20 protein-coding genes and 2 tRNA genes are annotated in these 16726 nt (G+C 37.2%); 5 read left to right on the top strand and 17 right to left on the bottom strand.

What is annotated here, in order from left to right; all coding sequences use genetic code 11:
• Positions 1 to 2: 2 nt before the first annotated feature.
• Entirely contained in the window at positions 3 to 1973 is a 1971-nt protein-coding gene (locus F9U64_RS11170) for a methyl-accepting chemotaxis protein (protein WP_153403402.1), read from the bottom strand.
• Positions 1974 to 2398: 425 nt separating this feature from the next.
• On the opposite strand from F9U64_RS11170, the gene F9U64_RS11165 reads away from it, so the two are divergent.
• Positions 2399 to 2472: transfer RNA gene (locus F9U64_RS11165), tRNA-Gly, on the top strand.
• 1 nt (position 2473) lies between these two features.
• A tRNA-Arg gene (locus tag F9U64_RS11160) sits at positions 2474 to 2547 on the top strand.
• 279 nt (positions 2548 to 2826) lie between these two features.
• On the opposite strand, the gene F9U64_RS11155 is transcribed toward F9U64_RS11160, so the two are convergent.
• Positions 2827 to 3126: a hypothetical protein gene (locus tag F9U64_RS11155; RefSeq protein ID WP_153403400.1), complete on the bottom strand. Its 300-nt coding sequence runs from the start codon at positions 3124 to 3126 to the stop codon at positions 2827 to 2829.
• The gene (locus F9U64_RS11150) at positions 3095 to 3700 is read right to left on the bottom strand and encodes an N-acetylmuramoyl-L-alanine amidase family protein (RefSeq protein WP_153403398.1); all 606 of its coding nucleotides are present in this window, start codon (positions 3698 to 3700) and stop codon (positions 3095 to 3097) included. Before F9U64_RS11150 ends, F9U64_RS11155 begins: the two co-directional genes overlap by 32 nt.
• Positions 3701 to 4041: 341 nt before the next feature.
• Between F9U64_RS11150 and F9U64_RS11145 the strand changes: the two genes are divergently transcribed.
• The 3 genes from F9U64_RS11145 (at position 4042) to F9U64_RS11135 (ending at position 5640) form a co-directional block, all read left to right on the top strand.
• Positions 4042 to 4305, top strand: a complete 264-nt coding sequence (locus F9U64_RS11145) for a hypothetical protein (RefSeq protein ID WP_153403396.1) — start codon at positions 4042 to 4044, stop codon at positions 4303 to 4305.
• A gap of 81 nt (positions 4306 to 4386) precedes the next feature.
• Positions 4387 to 5151, top strand: coding sequence for a class I SAM-dependent methyltransferase (locus tag F9U64_RS11140; protein ID WP_153403394.1), 765 nt, complete (start codon positions 4387 to 4389; stop codon positions 5149 to 5151).
• A gap of 141 nt (positions 5152 to 5292) precedes the next feature.
• Complete coding sequence (locus tag F9U64_RS11135) at positions 5293 to 5640, top strand: DUF2642 domain-containing protein (RefSeq protein WP_153403392.1); 348 nt, start codon at positions 5293 to 5295, stop codon at positions 5638 to 5640.
• 40 nt (positions 5641 to 5680) lie between these two features.
• On the opposite strand, the gene F9U64_RS11130 is transcribed toward F9U64_RS11135, so the two are convergent.
• The 14 genes from F9U64_RS11130 to F9U64_RS22995 all read right to left on the bottom strand — a co-directional run.
• The gene (locus tag F9U64_RS11130; protein WP_153403390.1) at positions 5681 to 6208 is read right to left on the bottom strand and encodes a metallophosphoesterase family protein; all 528 of its coding nucleotides are present in this window, start codon (positions 6206 to 6208) and stop codon (positions 5681 to 5683) included.
• Between the two features lie 16 nt (positions 6209 to 6224).
• Positions 6225 to 6818, bottom strand: coding sequence for an XTP/dITP diphosphatase (locus F9U64_RS11125; RefSeq protein WP_153403388.1), 594 nt, complete (start codon positions 6816 to 6818; stop codon positions 6225 to 6227).
• Between the two features lie 12 nt (positions 6819 to 6830).
• A complete protein-coding gene (gene rph / locus F9U64_RS11120) occupies positions 6831 to 7574 on the bottom strand; it encodes a ribonuclease PH (protein ID WP_153403386.1) in 744 nt (247 codons plus the stop codon).
• Positions 7575 to 7765: 191 nt separating this feature from the next.
• On the bottom strand, positions 7766 to 8854 hold the full coding sequence (locus tag F9U64_RS11115; RefSeq protein WP_323125840.1) for a GerMN domain-containing protein: 1089 nt from the start codon (positions 8852 to 8854) through the stop codon (positions 7766 to 7768).
• Positions 8855 to 8985: 131 nt separating this feature from the next.
• Positions 8986 to 9807: a glutamate racemase gene (gene racE, locus F9U64_RS11110; RefSeq protein WP_153403384.1), complete on the bottom strand. Its 822-nt coding sequence runs from the start codon at positions 9805 to 9807 to the stop codon at positions 8986 to 8988.
• 12 nt (positions 9808 to 9819) lie between these two features.
• Complete coding sequence (locus F9U64_RS11105) at positions 9820 to 10269, bottom strand: MarR family winged helix-turn-helix transcriptional regulator (RefSeq protein WP_153403382.1); 450 nt, start codon at positions 10267 to 10269, stop codon at positions 9820 to 9822.
• A 39-nt stretch (positions 10270 to 10308) separates the two neighbouring features.
• Positions 10309 to 11772 (bottom strand): potassium/proton antiporter, encoded by a 1464-nt coding sequence (locus F9U64_RS11100; RefSeq protein ID WP_153403380.1) that lies wholly within the window; start codon positions 11770 to 11772, stop codon positions 10309 to 10311.
• A gap of 703 nt (positions 11773 to 12475) precedes the next feature.
• Positions 12476 to 12634: a hypothetical protein gene (locus F9U64_RS11095; protein ID WP_153403378.1), complete on the bottom strand. Its 159-nt coding sequence runs from the start codon at positions 12632 to 12634 to the stop codon at positions 12476 to 12478.
• Positions 12635 to 12712: 78 nt separating this feature from the next.
• Positions 12713 to 13540, bottom strand: coding sequence for a GNAT family N-acetyltransferase (locus F9U64_RS11090; RefSeq protein ID WP_153403376.1), 828 nt, complete (start codon positions 13538 to 13540; stop codon positions 12713 to 12715).
• Positions 13530 to 13949, bottom strand: a complete 420-nt coding sequence (locus tag F9U64_RS11085; RefSeq protein ID WP_153403374.1) for an NUDIX hydrolase — start codon at positions 13947 to 13949, stop codon at positions 13530 to 13532. The genes F9U64_RS11090 and F9U64_RS11085 overlap by 11 nt, the downstream gene beginning before the upstream one ends.
• 246 nt (positions 13950 to 14195) lie before the next feature.
• Positions 14196 to 14603 (bottom strand): NUDIX domain-containing protein, encoded by a 408-nt coding sequence (locus tag F9U64_RS11080; protein WP_323125839.1) that lies wholly within the window; start codon positions 14601 to 14603, stop codon positions 14196 to 14198.
• A 693-nt stretch (positions 14604 to 15296) separates the two neighbouring features.
• Complete coding sequence (locus F9U64_RS11075) at positions 15297 to 15596, bottom strand: hypothetical protein (protein WP_153403372.1); 300 nt, start codon at positions 15594 to 15596, stop codon at positions 15297 to 15299.
• Positions 15597 to 15654: 58 nt separating this feature from the next.
• Positions 15655 to 16131 carry a hypothetical protein gene (locus tag F9U64_RS11070; RefSeq protein WP_153403371.1) on the bottom strand — a complete coding sequence of 159 codons (477 nt, stop codon included), beginning with the start codon at positions 16129 to 16131 and terminating at the stop codon, positions 15655 to 15657.
• Between the two features lie 300 nt (positions 16132 to 16431).
• The coding region (locus F9U64_RS22995; protein WP_228275674.1) for a hypothetical protein at positions 16432 to 16726 on the bottom strand (295 nt) is incomplete at its 5' end.

Below are 16726 nucleotides of genomic sequence, written 5' to 3'. Positions count from 1 at the left end.
ATTTAAACCTGATATCTCTTCACTATTGCTTCTAATTCTTTCGATAAATTTTCCAATCTGTTGAGCATAGGCATAATAGCATGAATGGAGTGACTGGATTGGGAAGCAGTGGCAGATGTTTCTTCAATGCCTGCAGCTGATTGTTCCGAGATTGCTGCAACATTCCCAATGGAGCTGGAGATTTCACTGCTTGTGTCCGCAATATGGCTCAGACTATCAGAAATGGTTTCAATCCGATCCACCATTGAAACTGCAGCATGCTGGATATGTTCGAATGCTATTCCTGTGTCTCCTATTGTATCAGTACCTTGCATCAGCTTTTCATAGCCTTCTGATAATGACATCGCGACACTGGATGATTCGAATTGCAAATTTTCCAAAATGGTCGTAATTTCGACAATCGAATGCGAAACTTGTTCGGATAATGTTCTAACTTCATCCGCTACTACCGCAAAACCTCTTCCTTCTTCACCTGCTCTTGCTGCCTCAATAGCAGCATTTAATGCCAAAAGATTTGTTTTTTCCGCAATACCTTGAATCACTTGAATGATAATAGAAATTTCCTTTGTTTGATTTTCTAATCCCTTTACTTTTGAAACACTTTCCTTTATATTTTCATTCGTTTGTTTGATATGCGTAATTGATTGCTGCATCAGATCATTTCCATTATCAGTAATATTTTTAAGTTTTTCTGTAGATTGATACAGAGATTCTCCACTTTTATTGGCTTGTTTTACCTTACTTGTAAACTGATCCATCTTGCCGGAAATTTCGGCTGTGGTTTCTGCCTGCACTTGAGTTCCGGTTGCGATTTGGTCCATCGTTGTGGCGATTTGCTCACTGCTATGATCAATTTCCGTAAATGTCTCGTTTAATTTGACCGTTTCATTTATGACAAAATGTGACAAGTGCTGAACTTTCTCAATCATCACTCGTAAACTTTCTTGTGTATGGAGCATCCCGTTAATAAGCACACCAATTTCATCTGTTCTCTTCCTGCCTGTCCATTGATTTGTTAATTTTCCTTCTGTTATACTTTGCATCATTGCAGTCACTTGCTTAATCGGCTTAGTAAAACTATCACTGATAAGCCATGCGGCAATCCCAATAATCATGATCATTATGAGACCAATCCAAAGAATGCTCTGCAATATATCGTTATTAATAGCTTGAATAAAGCTGACATCTTCTGAAATTTCAATCACACTAACGACATCTGTATTCGTAGGATCGAAAAGTGGTAAATAATACTTCCATTTATCATCATTTTTACTAATCACATTTTCCTGGTTAAATGCCCGAGAAATATTCTTCTGATCCTCGGTGCTGACAATTTCATTTTCTGCAGAGGCAGACGCCGTGATGACTTCACCTTTTTCATTTAATCTTTTTATATGTACCCCTTCTAATGATATAGCAATTGAATTTACAGCTTCTGTTTGCAAGCCTGTCTGTAATGTTCCAATCACTTGATTGTTCGAGATAACTGGTACGAACGCTCGTATCGTTATTCCGCTATTTCCTGATTCAAAACCAACCACTGCCTGCTGGTTTAATGCAGCCTGGATCGCTTGTTTACCACTTTTATCGTCACCAAATTTTTCAGGATTGTGACCTCTGTAAAAAACTGATCCATCTTCTGAACCTAATTCAAATACGTCCAAGTCATGTTCGATTTGGACCCTTTCAAAAATTGGTCTGACTAACTGGTCCAGATTACTGCGGTTTTTTTCAGCAAATGCTTCTACTAGCTGCTCATTGTCAGCATAAATATTTGTTAACTCCAATAACTCATTCATTTTTGTTTCCAGTTGCTGCTCTATCATTTGTTTTGTCTTTTGCTGATTATCTGACATAATATCGCTAAAGCTTTCATTTGTTTTTGCCATGATTATCGAACAAATAACAATTGATGGAACCACAGTTAACAAAAGGAATAATAGAAATAACCGTGCTTTTAATGATCCTTTCAAAAAAATCTTCCCCCTGTATTTTATTTTCTCTGTATAGACTAACGAAATGGAATTATATCATAACTTTTAATAGATCGAAGGTTTTTTATATTACGTAAAATGATCTGCTTGTGATATAATAAACAGATCAAATAATGGGGGATTCTCATGAGGCTTTCCAAACTAACTTATCTTTTCGTTCTTTTAGCTGGTTTTTCAATAGGAATATACCAGAACAATACTAATGGATTTACCTTGGTACTTATGATCTTGATTATAGCGCTAGCGGTCTTTTTCATAATTAGAGACAGCTATTATAAACGGAAAGAAAATAGCGAAAAAAGCAATTCAAAATAAATTTTAAATTTTTTATGATTTTCTGTTGACTTTCTTAACAATAGTTTATATAATATTACTTGTCCGTTAAAAAATTACATAAAACACACGCGGGTGTAGTTTAGTGGTAAAACCTCAGCCTTCCAAGCTGATGTCGAGAGTTCGATTCTCTTCACCCGCTCCATGTCCCAGTAGCTCAGCTGGATAGAGCAACAGACTTCTAATCTGTAGGTCGGGCGTTCGAATCGCTCCTGGGACGTACCTAAGAACCTTGAAATGATCATCATTTCAAGGTTCTTTTTATTTTCACCCTAATAAGAATTTTTCTCATTGTAATGATTCATGCATTCTTCACACAAGCCAAATGAACTGTCCAAACCTGTACCATCACACTTTTCGCAGTGTTCATTCACTTTAAATTGATTTTCGGAAATACTGTTAAACATATCAAATATATTTTTCATCATAATCGCTCCTTTGATTCTTAGTATTTCCTTGAGCGATTTTTTATTCACTAATCAGAACTTGCCCAGAATACTTAACTTATTTTGTTAGACAATTCTGCCAATTGCTTCTCTGCCTCTTCCAGACGCTTTTTGAGTGGATTCACTTCATATTCCCTAATCTTATCAGCAAATCTGTCTAAAATCTCAGCAGCTTGTTCCCTCGTTAGTGGCATTTTCGGGTTAGTGTTATCAAAATAACCTTGCATCACTTGTTCTTTCCATACATCTGCAGCCCAATCACTTGGTATATTTGGATTATTAGGTTTATCCAGCTTCTGTTCCCACAATCTATTAAGGTCATCAATTTGTTTTTGTAATCTCGCCGCCTTCACTCACACCTATTCCTCCTTCTGGTGTTGTATTTGCTTTCTGCAGGTGAAAAATCCTTACCAAACCATTCACATGGCCTTGAGCAATATCTTCCAGGAATACATCTGTTTTTAATCTAGCTGCATTATTAGGGTCATCGATAAAACCATTTTCTGTTAAAATCGCTGACATGTTTGATTCTCGCAACATATGAAAATTGGCTTTTTTCTTACCACGGTCATTCATGTTCGATTTCTTGATGATTTCTTCATGCATGACGTCCTGTTTTTGGGCTGTACTAGACGAATCAGATAATAGATCATATATAAAATCCTCATATCCTGTTCCTCCACCTGCATTAAGATGAACAGATATTAAATAATCAGCTCCCCATACATTGGCATCATGGGTACGTTGATTTAAAGTTAACGTTCTATCCATCGAGCGAGATAAACGTATTTGTACAGCTTGATACTGTTGAAGTAAGTCTCTGATTTTTAACGATATAGCTAACGTTACATCTTTTTCTTGCAAACCGTTAGCCACTGCACCTGGATCTGTGCCTCCATGTCCTGGATCAATATATATTCTTACCACGATCCATCCTCCTTTTTTTACTTATTACACTTTCACGCAGCATCGTTTATTGACCCTGCTCTTTTATTAAATGCCATGTCGAACAATCTTGTTGCGGCTGTTCCAATCCTTAGGCTTAAAATAGTCTGAATCCGCATTTTGATCAGGTGCAGCACCTATTGCATTAACTGCTGCCAATCTTGTTTTCCGTCCATTTCCTCCCACCCGCAATTATGTTAATATTTAGAAAGAGTTTTATTATTGGATGATAACATTTCATTAAGGCTAATAATGGGTAGCTACGCTTTTAACACTTTTGATGGACTTGTATCATTATTATTTTTACAAGGAGAGAATAAGCAATGGAAGAATCATGGATATATTTAGAAGCTATTGCCTCCAAAATTATGGAATTCATTTTAATTGCATTTTTCTGGTTGTTTGATAAATTTTCCAATTTCCTTATAGATAGCGGTTTAGTGGAGAGCCAGACAACAGCAAATTTAGTATCTATTATCGTTGTTGGAGGGTTCTATGTGGTATTGCTTGGTATTTTCCTGGGCCCCGTACGAAATGTTGGCGGTGGTGTAGGTGACGGAGATGGCGGCGGTGGAGGTGGTGAATAAAAAGCTGCCTAAGAGACACGCTTCAGTTAATTCAATAACTTCCATGCATTACAATCTTACTTTTAATGGAGGTATTAATAGATGAATAAGCAAAGTAAACAAAATAAGAAAGCATGGGAGTACAGGGCATATGAATTTTGGAACAGACGAGATGGGACACCGGAAACCAAAGCTAAACAAATCTTGGAAAACCCTGCTGCCCATTTAAAAAAACACAAAAAGTATTTTGAGAACATTACAGGAATGAGAATTGCCAACCTGTGTGGTTCCAATGGCAGAAAAGCAGTTCCACTAGCATTACTAGGTGCAAATGTAACTGTATTCGATATTTCAGAACAGAATAAAAGATATGCTGTGGAACTTGCTCACAATGCTAATATCACTATTGATTATATCGTTACAGATATTTATGATATAGACTTATATAAATACGGAAATTCCTTTGATATGCTTTTTCTGGAAGGAGGAATATTACATTACTTTGAGGATCTGCAGAAGTTGATATCCATCCTCCATACACTTCTGAAGGAAGATGGGGAAATGATATTAAGTGATTTCCATCCTTTAAGAAGGTGCTTAGTTAACGAGCGTTATGATGAAGTAAAATATGAAGTTTTACCAAATTACTTTAATGAAGAATTACAAAATGCAGACATTGCTTATAAACAATATTTTCGCGAGAATGAGCGTGCTGATTTTCCCCCTGTTTCTATCAGATTACATACACTCAGTGACATAATAAATGCTGTAATATCAGCTGGATTTCTCTTAAAAAAGTTCGAGGAACACAGAGGCTGGAACAACGAAAATATACCATGGGAGTTTACCATTTCAGCTGTTAAATAGGATGAAGTGAATAGAATAGGCTTCTATTCATTCCAACAGCTGTTGAACAACTACCAACTAAACAAAAACAGGTAAGCATAGAAAGAAACTTCCATCATAAAAATGTATATATAAGCAGTTTAATGGAAGGAGCATCATAATATGAATGGTAAATTTCCACCAGCCGAAAAACAGTATGCGCCTCTGAATCCAATTGTTCAGCCTGGTTATATCAACCAAGTATCCCCGCAGGCTGCGGAGATATATCCCATCCCTTTAGTGCCTCAGCCAAATCAATATGTCACTTTTATTGATCCCGTTTTTGTCGATCATCTGAGCCGCCATAAAAACCAGCCAATTACTGTAACTACAATCATGGACAAAGTCGAAGGTATATTAACTGGGATTGCTGTTGATCATATCCAAATAAATATTTCAGAAGATAGAGCTGTCCATATCCGAATCGCACAAATTGTTTCTTTTGAAGGGAAACCAATAACATATAAATAATCAGCGCTGTGAGAATTATAAAACACAGCAGGTAATTTACCTACTGTGTTTTTAATGAGGTCCTGTAAGCAAGAGCACTGATTTCCTGCCCTTCTTTTGTGTAGAAGTCAACAGCAACTTCCGATAAATCCTGATTTGCTGTTAAAATTGCATAAGATCCTGGATGTTGGGATCTTGGCAAACGAATACTGCCGGGATTTATAAATAACTTATTCTCTGCTTTTTCTGCACCTGCAATATGGGAATGACCAAAGCATATCACATTCGCTCCCACTTCATCAGCACGGTAGGAAATTGGCTGCAAAGTGAACTTGATTTGGTGCATATGGCCATGGGCAACAAAAAAATGCAAATGATCTACAGTAAAATCGGCTTCTTCCGGTAAGTTATCGTCCATATCCATGTTGCCCCTGACAACCCTCATGCCAGCTAATTCTTCACTCGTATGTAGTAACTCTGAATCACCACAGTGGATTATTGCATCCACTTCGTTTTGATGGCGATTTTTTATCTCAATTACTTCTTTTTCCCAGCCGTGGCTGTCACTCATAATCAAAACTTTTGGCATTTGGCTACGCTCCCTTCTACTGTTCTTTTACCCAATTCATTAATTGATCTAACGCTTTTCGGCGATGGCTGATTTGATTTTTTTCTTCTGGAGTCATTTGTGCCATCGTACGCTTACTTCCTGTCGGGTAAAAAATCGGATCATAACCAAAGCCAAACTCTCCGGCTGGCTCCTTGCCAATCGTTCCTTCGCATTCCCCGCGTTTAAATACTGTCACCTCTCCTGGCTTGGCAACAGCTAAAACACAAACAAATCGAGCGATTCGCTTTTCCTGAGCGACATCTTCCAATCCTTTAAGCACTTTTTGCAAATTCGCTTGATCATCCTTTTGTTCACCTGCATACCTTGCCGAATATACGCCGGGAGCTCCATTTAATGCATCTACTACCAAGCCGGAATCATCTGCAATCACAGGAACTCTGAATTTCTCACAAATGGCTTCTGCTTTGATAGCCGCATTTTCTTCAAATGTTGTACCTGTTTCTTCAATGTCTTCGATTTCTTCAGGTAAGTCCAGAAGGGAGGTGACTTTTATATTTAGTGGTGCGAATAGTGTGTCAAAATCTTTTACTTTGCCACGATTCTTTGTAGCAATAATGATCTCTTTCATTAAAACTCCCCCCTATTTTATCTCTAATTTATCAGCATATGGGGCAATTGCTTCTTTTTGTTTCTCTACAATTTCCGTTAAACCAGTTTCTGCAAGTTCCAGCATCTTTAACAACTGCTGTCTTGAGAAAGTTGCTTCCTCACCTGTTCCCTGCAATTCTACAAATTCGCCTTTTCCTGTCATTACAACATTCATATCAACAGCTGCAATGGCATCTTCTGCATATTCCAGATCAAGCACTTCTGTACCGTCTGGCAATACACCAACAGAAATGGCGGCTAAATAATCCGTAATCGGCAGTTTCTTTAACACACCCTTGTCAACAAGCTTCCCAAAGGCATATACCATTGCTACAAAAGCACCAGTAATAGATGCTGTCCGTGTTCCTCCATCTGCCTGAATCACATCACAATCGATCCAGACAGTACGTTCACCAATCGCATCTAAATCAACGACAGCTCGCAATGCACGGCCGATCAGACGCTGAATTTCCATTGTGCGGCCGGAGACCTTGCCTTTCGATGATTCTCGAATATTACGCGTTTCCGTTGCTCGGGGCAGCATAGCATATTCTGCAGTAATCCACCCTTTCCCGGAACCACGCATAAATGGCGGTACTCTATCCTCAACACTTGCATTACAAATTACCTTTGTATCACCAACTGTAATTAAAACAGATCCTTCTGCATGTTTCGTAAAGTTTGTTACCATTTCAATGTTTCTTAATTGACTTACTTCTCTCCCAGATTCTCGCATTAATCTTCCTCCTAACATTCCATCTAATCTTAACATATTTTGCATAACTGTTTAAGTTTCATACATAGAAAAAAATCACCCCATACCGCAAACAGGTTGGGGTGTTAGCTTAAACTTGCTTTTGTTACTTAAATACTGTCAGTTGGTACATACATTTCCTTCGATACAGGCTCAGTATATGGTTGTCCACTTTAATTGACAACTTGATCATGATTTTCAACAGACACATTAACTGCTTCAATTCCTTCTTGTTCTGTTAGTGTCATGACAAGCGATCTCATTACTTCATCTGCTATCATGCTTTTTTCACTATTGGTTAATATATTTTCATTAAAAGTCAGGGAAAGAATACCATCTTGGATTACTGGTGCCTGTGCAAGTTGTGATCCAGTATTGATGTAATTTTCTAATGGTAATTCTAAGCTTGGACCATTTAATAATGCCTGGACAATGGATTCATATTCACTAGCACCTTTCTCTATATGCTGTGTGATCGGAACATAATAGATCGACTCATCTTCACTTTGCATTGGAAAGTAAAGCGTAGTCGCTTCACTTTCCATTAGATCAACAGCATCTGATTGATGAACATTAATCCCATTTTCTCTGGAGTAACCTTGAGAAACAGGTGTACCGTTTACAGGCATCTCATTTTGTTCTACACCATCAATCCATAGCTTGATGCGATCAACATTCTCAAACTGTGTCAATGTATAGGTCATCGCCTCTAAAATTTGCTGTTCTTGTTCAGGTTGATATGTTTTAAACTCTGCCGATACATCTACAACTAATGTACCGCTTGGTTCTAAGTTCAAATCAACAATCTCAGTTCCTGCTGGTAATACTGCCTGGAAACCTGTTGGCAGCATACCTGTTACTGGACCATCTTTTACTAAGTATTCTAAAACTTGTTTTGCCACTTCCTTAGAAGCTGGTGTTGGTAATTCTACTTCATGTGGCACTACCAGTCCATTTTCATCTAAGAGATACAGAACTCGCGATACCGTTTCTGAGGTACTGCTTGTGCCCTCATCTTCGGAACCATCCTTCGTACCATCTTCTTCTGCACCTTCTTCTACACCTTCTTCACTTTCATCTTCACCTTCTGTTGTTGGTAATTCTTCCTCATCAATACCTGCATTTTCTGTTAATGCACTATCTTCTGGGGGTGCATCTAACTGCTCCAGGGTCTGTTCCCCTTGAAAAACGCCACAACCTGTCAGTAATAACATGCTTCCAAAAAGTATTCCTGTCATCTTTTTTGTGAAATCGATTTTCATAACCGATACCTCCTACGATGGTTTGTACTACTATGTATACGAGCTATCAGAAGAAATAGAACAAACGGAAAACTTTTTATTTTGAATAGACATCTTGGAGATAATAATAATAAATTAAATAAGCATGAAGATTATTTCTCCATGCTTTTGACCTTGGTTAATTGAATTTTGTTCACTGCTTCAACTTTTTGCTCGAGCCAGCGTGATGCTATTTGTTCGAAGATTATTGGATCACCTGTTGTGTAAAACTGATGCTCTGGTGCTTTGTCAGCAGTAACTAACCTTTTTTTGAAACCTAAAATGGTACTGACTTCCCTTGCTGTCTCTTCACCAGAAGAAATAATGGAAACCATGGAACCCATTACTTCCTGAACGAGATTTTTGATCATTGGATAGTGAGTACAGCCTAATATCAAGGTGTCCATTTTATCATACTGTTTTAATGGCTGTAATGATTCCTCTACAACTCTATATGCTTCTTCCCCTGTTACCACACCTTTTTCCACTAATGGAACAAATCTTGGACAGGCCAAACCGTGGACAGTAATAGTTGCATTGATATGTTTCAGGGATTCCGGATAGGCTTCACTCGCGATCGTTCCTTCTGTTCCAATTACACCAATATTATCTGTTCTCGTATTGGTGATAGCCGCTCTTGCACCTGGCTGGATAACGCCAACTACCGGTATATCCAGTTTTTCTTTTAACAAATCCAAGGTATAAGCAGTCGCCGTGTTACATGCGATAACAAGCATTTTAATATTTTTCTCTAATAAAAAATGCACCATTTCCAAAGTGTATTGAATTACTTCATCCTTCGGTCTTGGACCATAGGGGCATCTTTCTGTATCTCCTAAATAAATAATTGATTCTCTCGGCAGTTGGCGCATCAGTTCACTTGCAACTGTCAAACCGCCAACCCCTGAATCAATTACGCCAATCGGTTGATTCATCTCATCGCCTCTTTAATTCTTGTTCTCTCTCATTTCGTAATGCAGAATATGCAAGAGTCGAGATAAGTCCCTGATGTCGTCATCACTGACATGCATTAATACTTCCCCCAAATACTCTCTCCGCTTTTCTACAACCTCTTTAATAATCTCTTTTCCCTTATCTAATAAATGTATGCGTACAACTCGTCTATCTTTCGAATCTTTCACTCGTACAACTATATCATTTCTTTCCATTCGATCAACTAAATCGGTTGTCGTACTAAATGCGAGGTTAATTTTATGTGACAACTCTCCTAATGTTAAGTCACCATATTCTAAAAGAAATTGCACTGCAACAAACTGTGGTGCGGTAATCGGATAATTGTGCAATATTTCCCGTCCCTTTTGTTTGACTATTCTAGCAATGTATCGCAATTCTCTTTCAATATCCGCAATTGTATCTTTTGACGTTTCTTTTGACAAGGTGAAATCCCTCCTTTTTCGTAAAATAAATCCATTGTACTATTTCAGCATTTGCTTTAGTTGATGTTCAGATCCTTTATGAACAAGAATATATAATACATCATCTACGTTTATCGCCGTATCTCCTGACGGTGCTACAACGCGGTCGTTTATTATTACCGCATTGACTGTAGCCCGGTTAGGGAAGGTAATGTCTTTTAATTGTTTGCCGATCAGCTTACTCGATGGAGTGACTTCATATTCGACCATTTCCACGTTCGATCTGCCCAAAGACACAAGTTCAAGAGAATGATTGACTTGTCTTTTTTCAGGACCTAGTAAATTGAAATAGCCAGCTACTTTCGTTATAGTGGAACCCTGTACTAAAGCAGAAAGTAATACGACAAAAAATACGACATTAAAAAATAATTGGCTGTTTTCCAACCCTAATAATACGGGAAATAATGCTAAGACGATCGGAACTGCACCTCTCAGCCCTGCCCATGATAAAAAGATATTCTCTCGTATGGAAAAGCGGAAGAAATATAATGAAATAAATGTAGCAATCGGTCTTGCTACAAACATTAACACCAGGGAAATTAACAGGCCATTCCACAAAACAGAAGTGGTGAACAATGTTGACGGAAAAACAAACAATCCAAGCAGAATAAACATCGTAATCTGTGCCATCCATCCAAATCCTTCGTTAAAACGAAGAATTGAATGCCTGTACGTTAAATTCGAATTCCCAATAACCACTGCGGCAATATATACAGCTAAAAACCCGCTCGCGCTCACAAGTGTTGCCGTACTGTACGTGATAAATGCAAAGGCTAATGCAAATAAAGGATAAAGCCCACTGGAATCGAGGTTAATTCCATTAATGGAGATTGTTGCTAACTTCCCAACGAGGAATCCGATAATTAAACCAGCACCCATTTGCCAGAAAAAGCTGAAGATAAGTCCACTTATTGACAGATCATCTAAAGTAATTAACTGGATCATCGATAATGTTAAGAAAACAGCCATCGGATCGTTCGTTCCGGATTCGGCCTCCAGTGTAGATTGCAAGTTTTCTTTAATATTCTTTCCCTTCAATACTGCAAAAACAGCTGCGGCATCCGTTGATCCAACAATAGAACCAATCAGCATTGCTTCAAGCCATGAAATATCAAAAAGCAGCTTAGCAGTTAGACCAACCAGTCCTGAAGTAATAAGCACACCAATGGTTGCCAGTGTCAGAGCAGGTGCCATTACCGGTTTAATAGTCTCCCATTTTGTTTGAATTCCACCTTCAAACAAAATGATTATTAAAGCCACCATCCCAATTAGCTGAGCAATTTTGGCACTATCAAAGTAAATATAACCAAGCCCATCACTGCCAATAAGCATGCCAAGTAAGATAAAAAGGACAAGTGATGGTACACCTAATCGGTTAGAGAATTTTGTGACAACAACACTAATAACCAGAATGAGTGCAGCTAGCAGTATAAACTGGTCCGCTTCTTGTATAACCTCAAACATTCAGTTTCCTCCTATAACGTGAGACTTCTATCAGTAGAGGTTTTACGCTCACAGGATAGTGAAACTTATCATGATTCTTAGCGTCTGTTTATCCCTCACTTACTTTTTTCGTGTTCCTTGAATCTTTTCGTTTAGGATTATAAAGACGATTTGCGCTATGATAAATGTCTCTACTATAATAATAACGAAAAATGGGCATTTTAGCATCTTTTTTAGTTTATAATGGTTTTAATCAGCATATACCTGGCTGTTCGCTGCCGCTTCATCGAAAAAAAACACTTCCTTGGGGTAAGAAGTGTTCTTTATGTACGTGTTCATAAAGCCGGCATGTTAGAAGCAAGAAAGTCGAGGCGGTGCAGTGAGGAGAAGCAGAACGGAGGCTTTGAATACGCGAGAAGCGGACTCGATAACCAACGAAGAGAGTCCCGAGTTCCGCTTATCATTTGGTGACATTTTGAACATCCTCTTTAACGGGTTAGTTTGCGAAATTTAAAAATCAATGCTGGTGGAATTTCGATCCAATCATATGTATGGGTTGGTTTTTTCCTGGAAAGTTGGCTCAGCTAAATTTTCAAGTACAAAATCATATTGAGAAAACAAGTTGACATAATAAGATAATGGCCGATGAACATTAAGTGGGGAGTTGGCCAAGAACTGCCACTGTTTAACCCGCACTCCTCTTATTATCAATTAATGACCATTTCTAAATTTTATTTGCATTGCTTTGATATACCTCTTTTAATTTGGTACGTGTTTGTTCAATTTTTTCAAACTTGCGACATGTTAGATAAGATAGTAAAAGGACGAGAAAATATCGACCTAATTTTGTTTCTTGATGAAATTGCTGTATAATTCTGTCCACCGGAACACCTCCTGACCGTAAATTTCAATGATAAACAAACCGATTGTTTACCTTAAAAGAGAGACGAAGTGAAAGTGCTTATTGTGAAGAGAGAGAAATATCAAATCCGATGTACTGAAAATATGGTTTAAAACCCACTCGCTCAGCAACAGCAATGGAAGCCTCGTTCTCTTCCATACAGTCCCAATACGGAAGCTTCTTTTGCCTGAAACACTCTTTTACAAAAGCATGTGCAACTTTTTGTGCAAGCTTATTTCCTTCATATTTTTTTAAAGTTTCAATTGCTATACAGTGCACATTACCCGCAACAAAATTAGAAAAACACATACTGGCAATTTCCTTATCTGCTATCATACAAAAACCAATCCCATTATCACAAAAGTCATCAAGAGACTGCCATGATTCCAGTATTTTCTCTTTGAGATAATCAAGATTCACTATATGACTTTTGAAAATATCTTTATTGATTTGCGTTATTTTATAATCTGGATCAATATTTGGTTCATTTTTCTCAAGATATTCATAGTTTTTCAGTGTGTAGACCCTCTGGTTCCAATTACTGTGCTCACGCATATGAAAGACCTGCTTTAATGTTGCGTTCCATGCTCGCTTATTACCAATCGCCTCCATATAATGTAAATTCACTTTACCCGCCTCTTCTACAATAAACTGATCGATAAATGGATTTAGTGCTTGATTGAATTTATCATTTTGAGCATTACCAATAAAGATAAAGCCATCATTATTACCTAACCAGACAATTCCTGAGGTAGGTTTCTGTTCATGATCAACAAATACTCTGCCAGGATTTGTGCCATTGATAACTGAAATCGGTTCCAAATGTGACTGCCTGTTTAGCAGGTTTTTGCACAGCTTAAAATCTTCCCTTTTTAATTCAACAATCATTAAAAATACCTCCCAGTAATTTTCGATTCACTGCAATACTTACAGCAAGGGTTATTCTAAGGTCATTCCACTCCCATATCCTTTTCATCACTTCTTCTAGTGAATACCACTCCACAGTAATCTGCTCGTCATCATCAAGACACTGCTGCTGCATTGCGGTAATTTTATTGGTGAAGAATAATTGAACTTCCAGATTTTTATATTGGTATATTCCTAAATCAACAAACTCAGCTGCGATTGCACCCGTCTCTTCTTTTAATTCCCGCTTTGCCGTATCATAAGAGAGCTCATTTTGTTCTGTCTTCCCGCCAGGCAATTCAACTGTTGTTTGGTTAAGAGCGGGTCGCCACTGTCTTACTAGTAAAACTTCGTCATTCCTGACTGCTAAAACTTTTACTATTCTTTTCATATAAAATCACCTGCTTCCCTGACTTAAAGCCTGCCTGACTGAAGAAGAATTTGTATTTTGGAAATGCTTTTTTTCAGCTTTTCTATTGGGGATTGATTTTGGGTTAAAATGCGGGAATAAAAGCCATTTGTTGAAGACAATATTTCTGCAGTGTATTTTTCGGACCATATTTGCTGTTGTTTATCTGTATAATGAACGGAAGATTTTTTTATCGTCAGTTCTGCTAATATTTTAAATCCATTTTACTTATTGAGACAACAAATGCTCTTCCTCGATCAGCTTTATATGCGTCTGCTTTTGTAAATAATTTAAAATCTCCTTCTTTATATTCGGGTATAACACAATAGTGTCAAGCTCTTTTAGAGGGATCCATTTGATACCTGTCTGATTTGGATCAGGATTCTTAGGTAATTGCGCTTTTGTATCATGATGCCGTTTACAGGAAAAGTAGAGACTTAAAGAATGGATATCACCATATTTATAGTTATTACGATGGGGCGCATACTCATAGACAAATGCAAGATCACCTACTTCTACTTCTACATCAGCTTCTTCCTTGGCTTCTCGTTTTACAGCATCATGAATGGTTTCCAATTGCTCAACACCACCACCAGGTAAGTTGTAATGCAGCCCATTTTGATCATGAAACTCCACCAGAAGAATTTAATTGTTTTCAATAATCAATGCTCCTGCCCGAACTCTGATAGGAAAAGCCATCTATTCCTCCCCTTTCTTCATGAGAAAAAAACTAACAAGATAGCATATGCAAGTGAGACCAAATAAGGAAAATATACTTTCTGTAAATACAAGATAGCCGCTTAATGGTAGTGACCATATAAATGAGATAAGGAGAAATACTCTTTTTGCAGTAAAAGATGCATAAATTGCCATACTTGCCGGCAGAAGCAATGTGAGGAGTGTCCGGATCAAACTATCTAATTCAGATATGGTGCTGTTTAAATATATCCATAAAATGATACTAAAAGACCCTGCAGTTATTCCCAGCCATTTTGCCAAATGATCACCTCTAAACTACCTTGTTTGTTGATAAAATATTTTCTTGCTATCAGTGCGAGATTCTGTACTTTGATCAGTGAGCGTTTGAGCCCCCCGCTTACTTATTTTGCTGGTCTTATTTCAATTACGAAAATGAAATCGCTAACGAAAAGAAACATTATCATGATATGAGTTCACCATAAATAGTCAGCAGGAACGCCCAATAAAATAATAGCTTTTTAAACTATATTCACCAAAAGTCTTCTTTTTCCTGCAAAAACAATTAAATTTTGTTAAAATATTTCTTATTATGACCTCGATCTTTACAGTTAAATAGCGAATTAATCACAATTATCCAAATGATTCTGCAACTGATAAAAAGAGAAGGAATATGATTAATATAATGACAAGTGTTACTGATAACAGGAGGCTTAACCATGCCCGAAATAATTCCCATTTTTTTGTCGCTCGATTTAAAGCAAGAATACTTAGAATAAAACCGAACATACTGAACAGTGACAAGATATAGGGCGGGGCAGTTTCTGTGATATTCGTATCTGCTGAATATGCGCCATATATTATTAATAATACACATATAAAAATAACAACAAACGACCAGGCTGTATAACTTTTTAAAAATCTTTTAAACAAGTTAATCACTTCCTCTTAGTGAATCTCTCAATCTTACATTTCCCAAATATGTACTTTGTTAATTTGATTTTCTTTTATTTATTTCTTGGCGATTTAGTCTATCTTGTCTTCTTCTTAAGACCTGATAATCTTTAGAGCCATTCAATGTTACATTGTTCTTCTCAGCGAAATCTTCCAGATAATAAAAAATACTCTCTGGAGAAAATCCATTCAATCGGTAATTCACACCTTGCTTCATTTTGACAGTAGCACCCATTCGATACCAATTAATACGCTTACCTTTTATTTCTTTTATTTGTTCTGCAGAAATTTTTCTTGCATATATCGTGAAGTTGCCGAATAGAACTGTATAATGGATGAACTGCTCATCAATCGTAACTCGATAATTTAGATAAATGCCCAGAATTATCACAATAATGAAGTATACTACAAAAATAATGGTGCCATTATGGACCGAAGCACGAATCGTGTTCAAAGCTATTAATATACATATTAATGCAGTTCCTAATCCATTCATTTTTGAAGAAAATGTCATAATTTATCCCCTCTCTAGCTTTTCAAAATAAATCAGGCAAAGCGAATGCCCATTATGGTAATTGATATGTTAAAACACTGTATAAAAATAATAGCTGCGATTAGATGAGGGCCGCTTTCATTCATAACCCCTGCACCTGGAAATTCAACATGAGTACTGGTGGTGATTATGTTGTTAAATACATAATGTTAAGACAGGAATGAAGTTCTTCAGATAATAAAAAATTGAAACGCAATTCCTTGGACTTTTTTTGAAACCTTCCGTTATTTTTCCGACCACTGTGCGAGCCAGAGCACCTCTTCAAGAATAAGTAATGGTATAAAAAGAGTCGTGATCAGGGCGGTTTTTTAATCCTGTCATACCATAAGCGAAACTTATCAGGATGCTTAGCGTCTGTAAACCAAAGTTGAAATTCCGGTTTTTCTCCCCCTTATCTATAACAAATGTACCATAATTTAGCATTTTTATAAATGTAAATTTTGAAAGGATGAGTATTTTGAGACAATTTTTTATGGTTGGTTGTTTGGTTTTATTTTTCTTTTGTCTAAGTATGTTGACATGGAGATGGGAAATACAGAGCAATGAATCTTTTCTC

The organism is Gracilibacillus oryzae (genome assembly GCF_009498735.1).
In the GTDB taxonomy this organism is placed as follows: Bacteria; Bacillota; Bacilli; order Bacillales; family Amphibacillaceae; genus Gracilibacillus; species Gracilibacillus oryzae.
Note: the sequence above shows the minus strand (reverse complement) of the source record. Positions and strands in the feature narration are given on the sequence as shown.

What these genes read in the sequence shown, in the direction of transcription:
- F9U64_RS11145 (WP_153403396.1), top strand. Translation starts at nt 4,042, where the DNA reads ATGGAAGAATCATGGATATATTTAGAAGCTATTGCCTCCAAAATTATG.
- F9U64_RS11140 (WP_153403394.1), top strand. Translation starts at nt 4,387, where the DNA reads ATGAATAAGCAAAGTAAACAAAATAAGAAAGCATGGGAGTACAGGGCA.
- F9U64_RS11135 (WP_153403392.1), top strand. Translation starts at nt 5,293, where the DNA reads ATGAATGGTAAATTTCCACCAGCCGAAAAACAGTATGCGCCTCTGAAT.
- F9U64_RS11130 (WP_153403390.1), bottom strand. Translation starts at nt 6,208, where the DNA reads ATGCCAAAAGTTTTGATTATGAGTGACAGCCACGGCTGGGAAAAAGAA.
- F9U64_RS11125 (WP_153403388.1), bottom strand. Translation starts at nt 6,818, where the DNA reads ATGAAAGAGATCATTATTGCTACAAAGAATCGTGGCAAAGTAAAAGAT.
- rph (WP_153403386.1), bottom strand. Translation starts at nt 7,574, where the DNA reads ATGCGAGAATCTGGGAGAGAAGTAAGTCAATTAAGAAACATTGAAATG.
- F9U64_RS11115 (WP_323125840.1), bottom strand. Translation starts at nt 8,854, where the DNA reads ATGAAAATCGATTTCACAAAAAAGATGACAGGAATACTTTTTGGAAGC.
- racE (WP_153403384.1), bottom strand. Translation starts at nt 9,807, where the DNA reads ATGAATCAACCGATTGGCGTAATTGATTCAGGGGTTGGCGGTTTGACA.
- F9U64_RS11100 (WP_153403380.1), bottom strand. Translation starts at nt 11,772, where the DNA reads ATGTTTGAGGTTATACAAGAAGCGGACCAGTTTATACTGCTAGCTGCA.
- F9U64_RS11090 (WP_153403376.1), bottom strand. Translation starts at nt 13,540, where the DNA reads ATGATTGTTGAATTAAAAAGGGAAGATTTTAAGCTGTGCAAAAACCTG.
- F9U64_RS11085 (WP_153403374.1), bottom strand. Translation starts at nt 13,949, where the DNA reads ATGAAAAGAATAGTAAAAGTTTTAGCAGTCAGGAATGACGAAGTTTTA.
- F9U64_RS11070 (WP_153403371.1), bottom strand. Translation starts at nt 16,131, where the DNA reads ATGACATTTTCTTCAAAAATGAATGGATTAGGAACTGCATTAATATGT.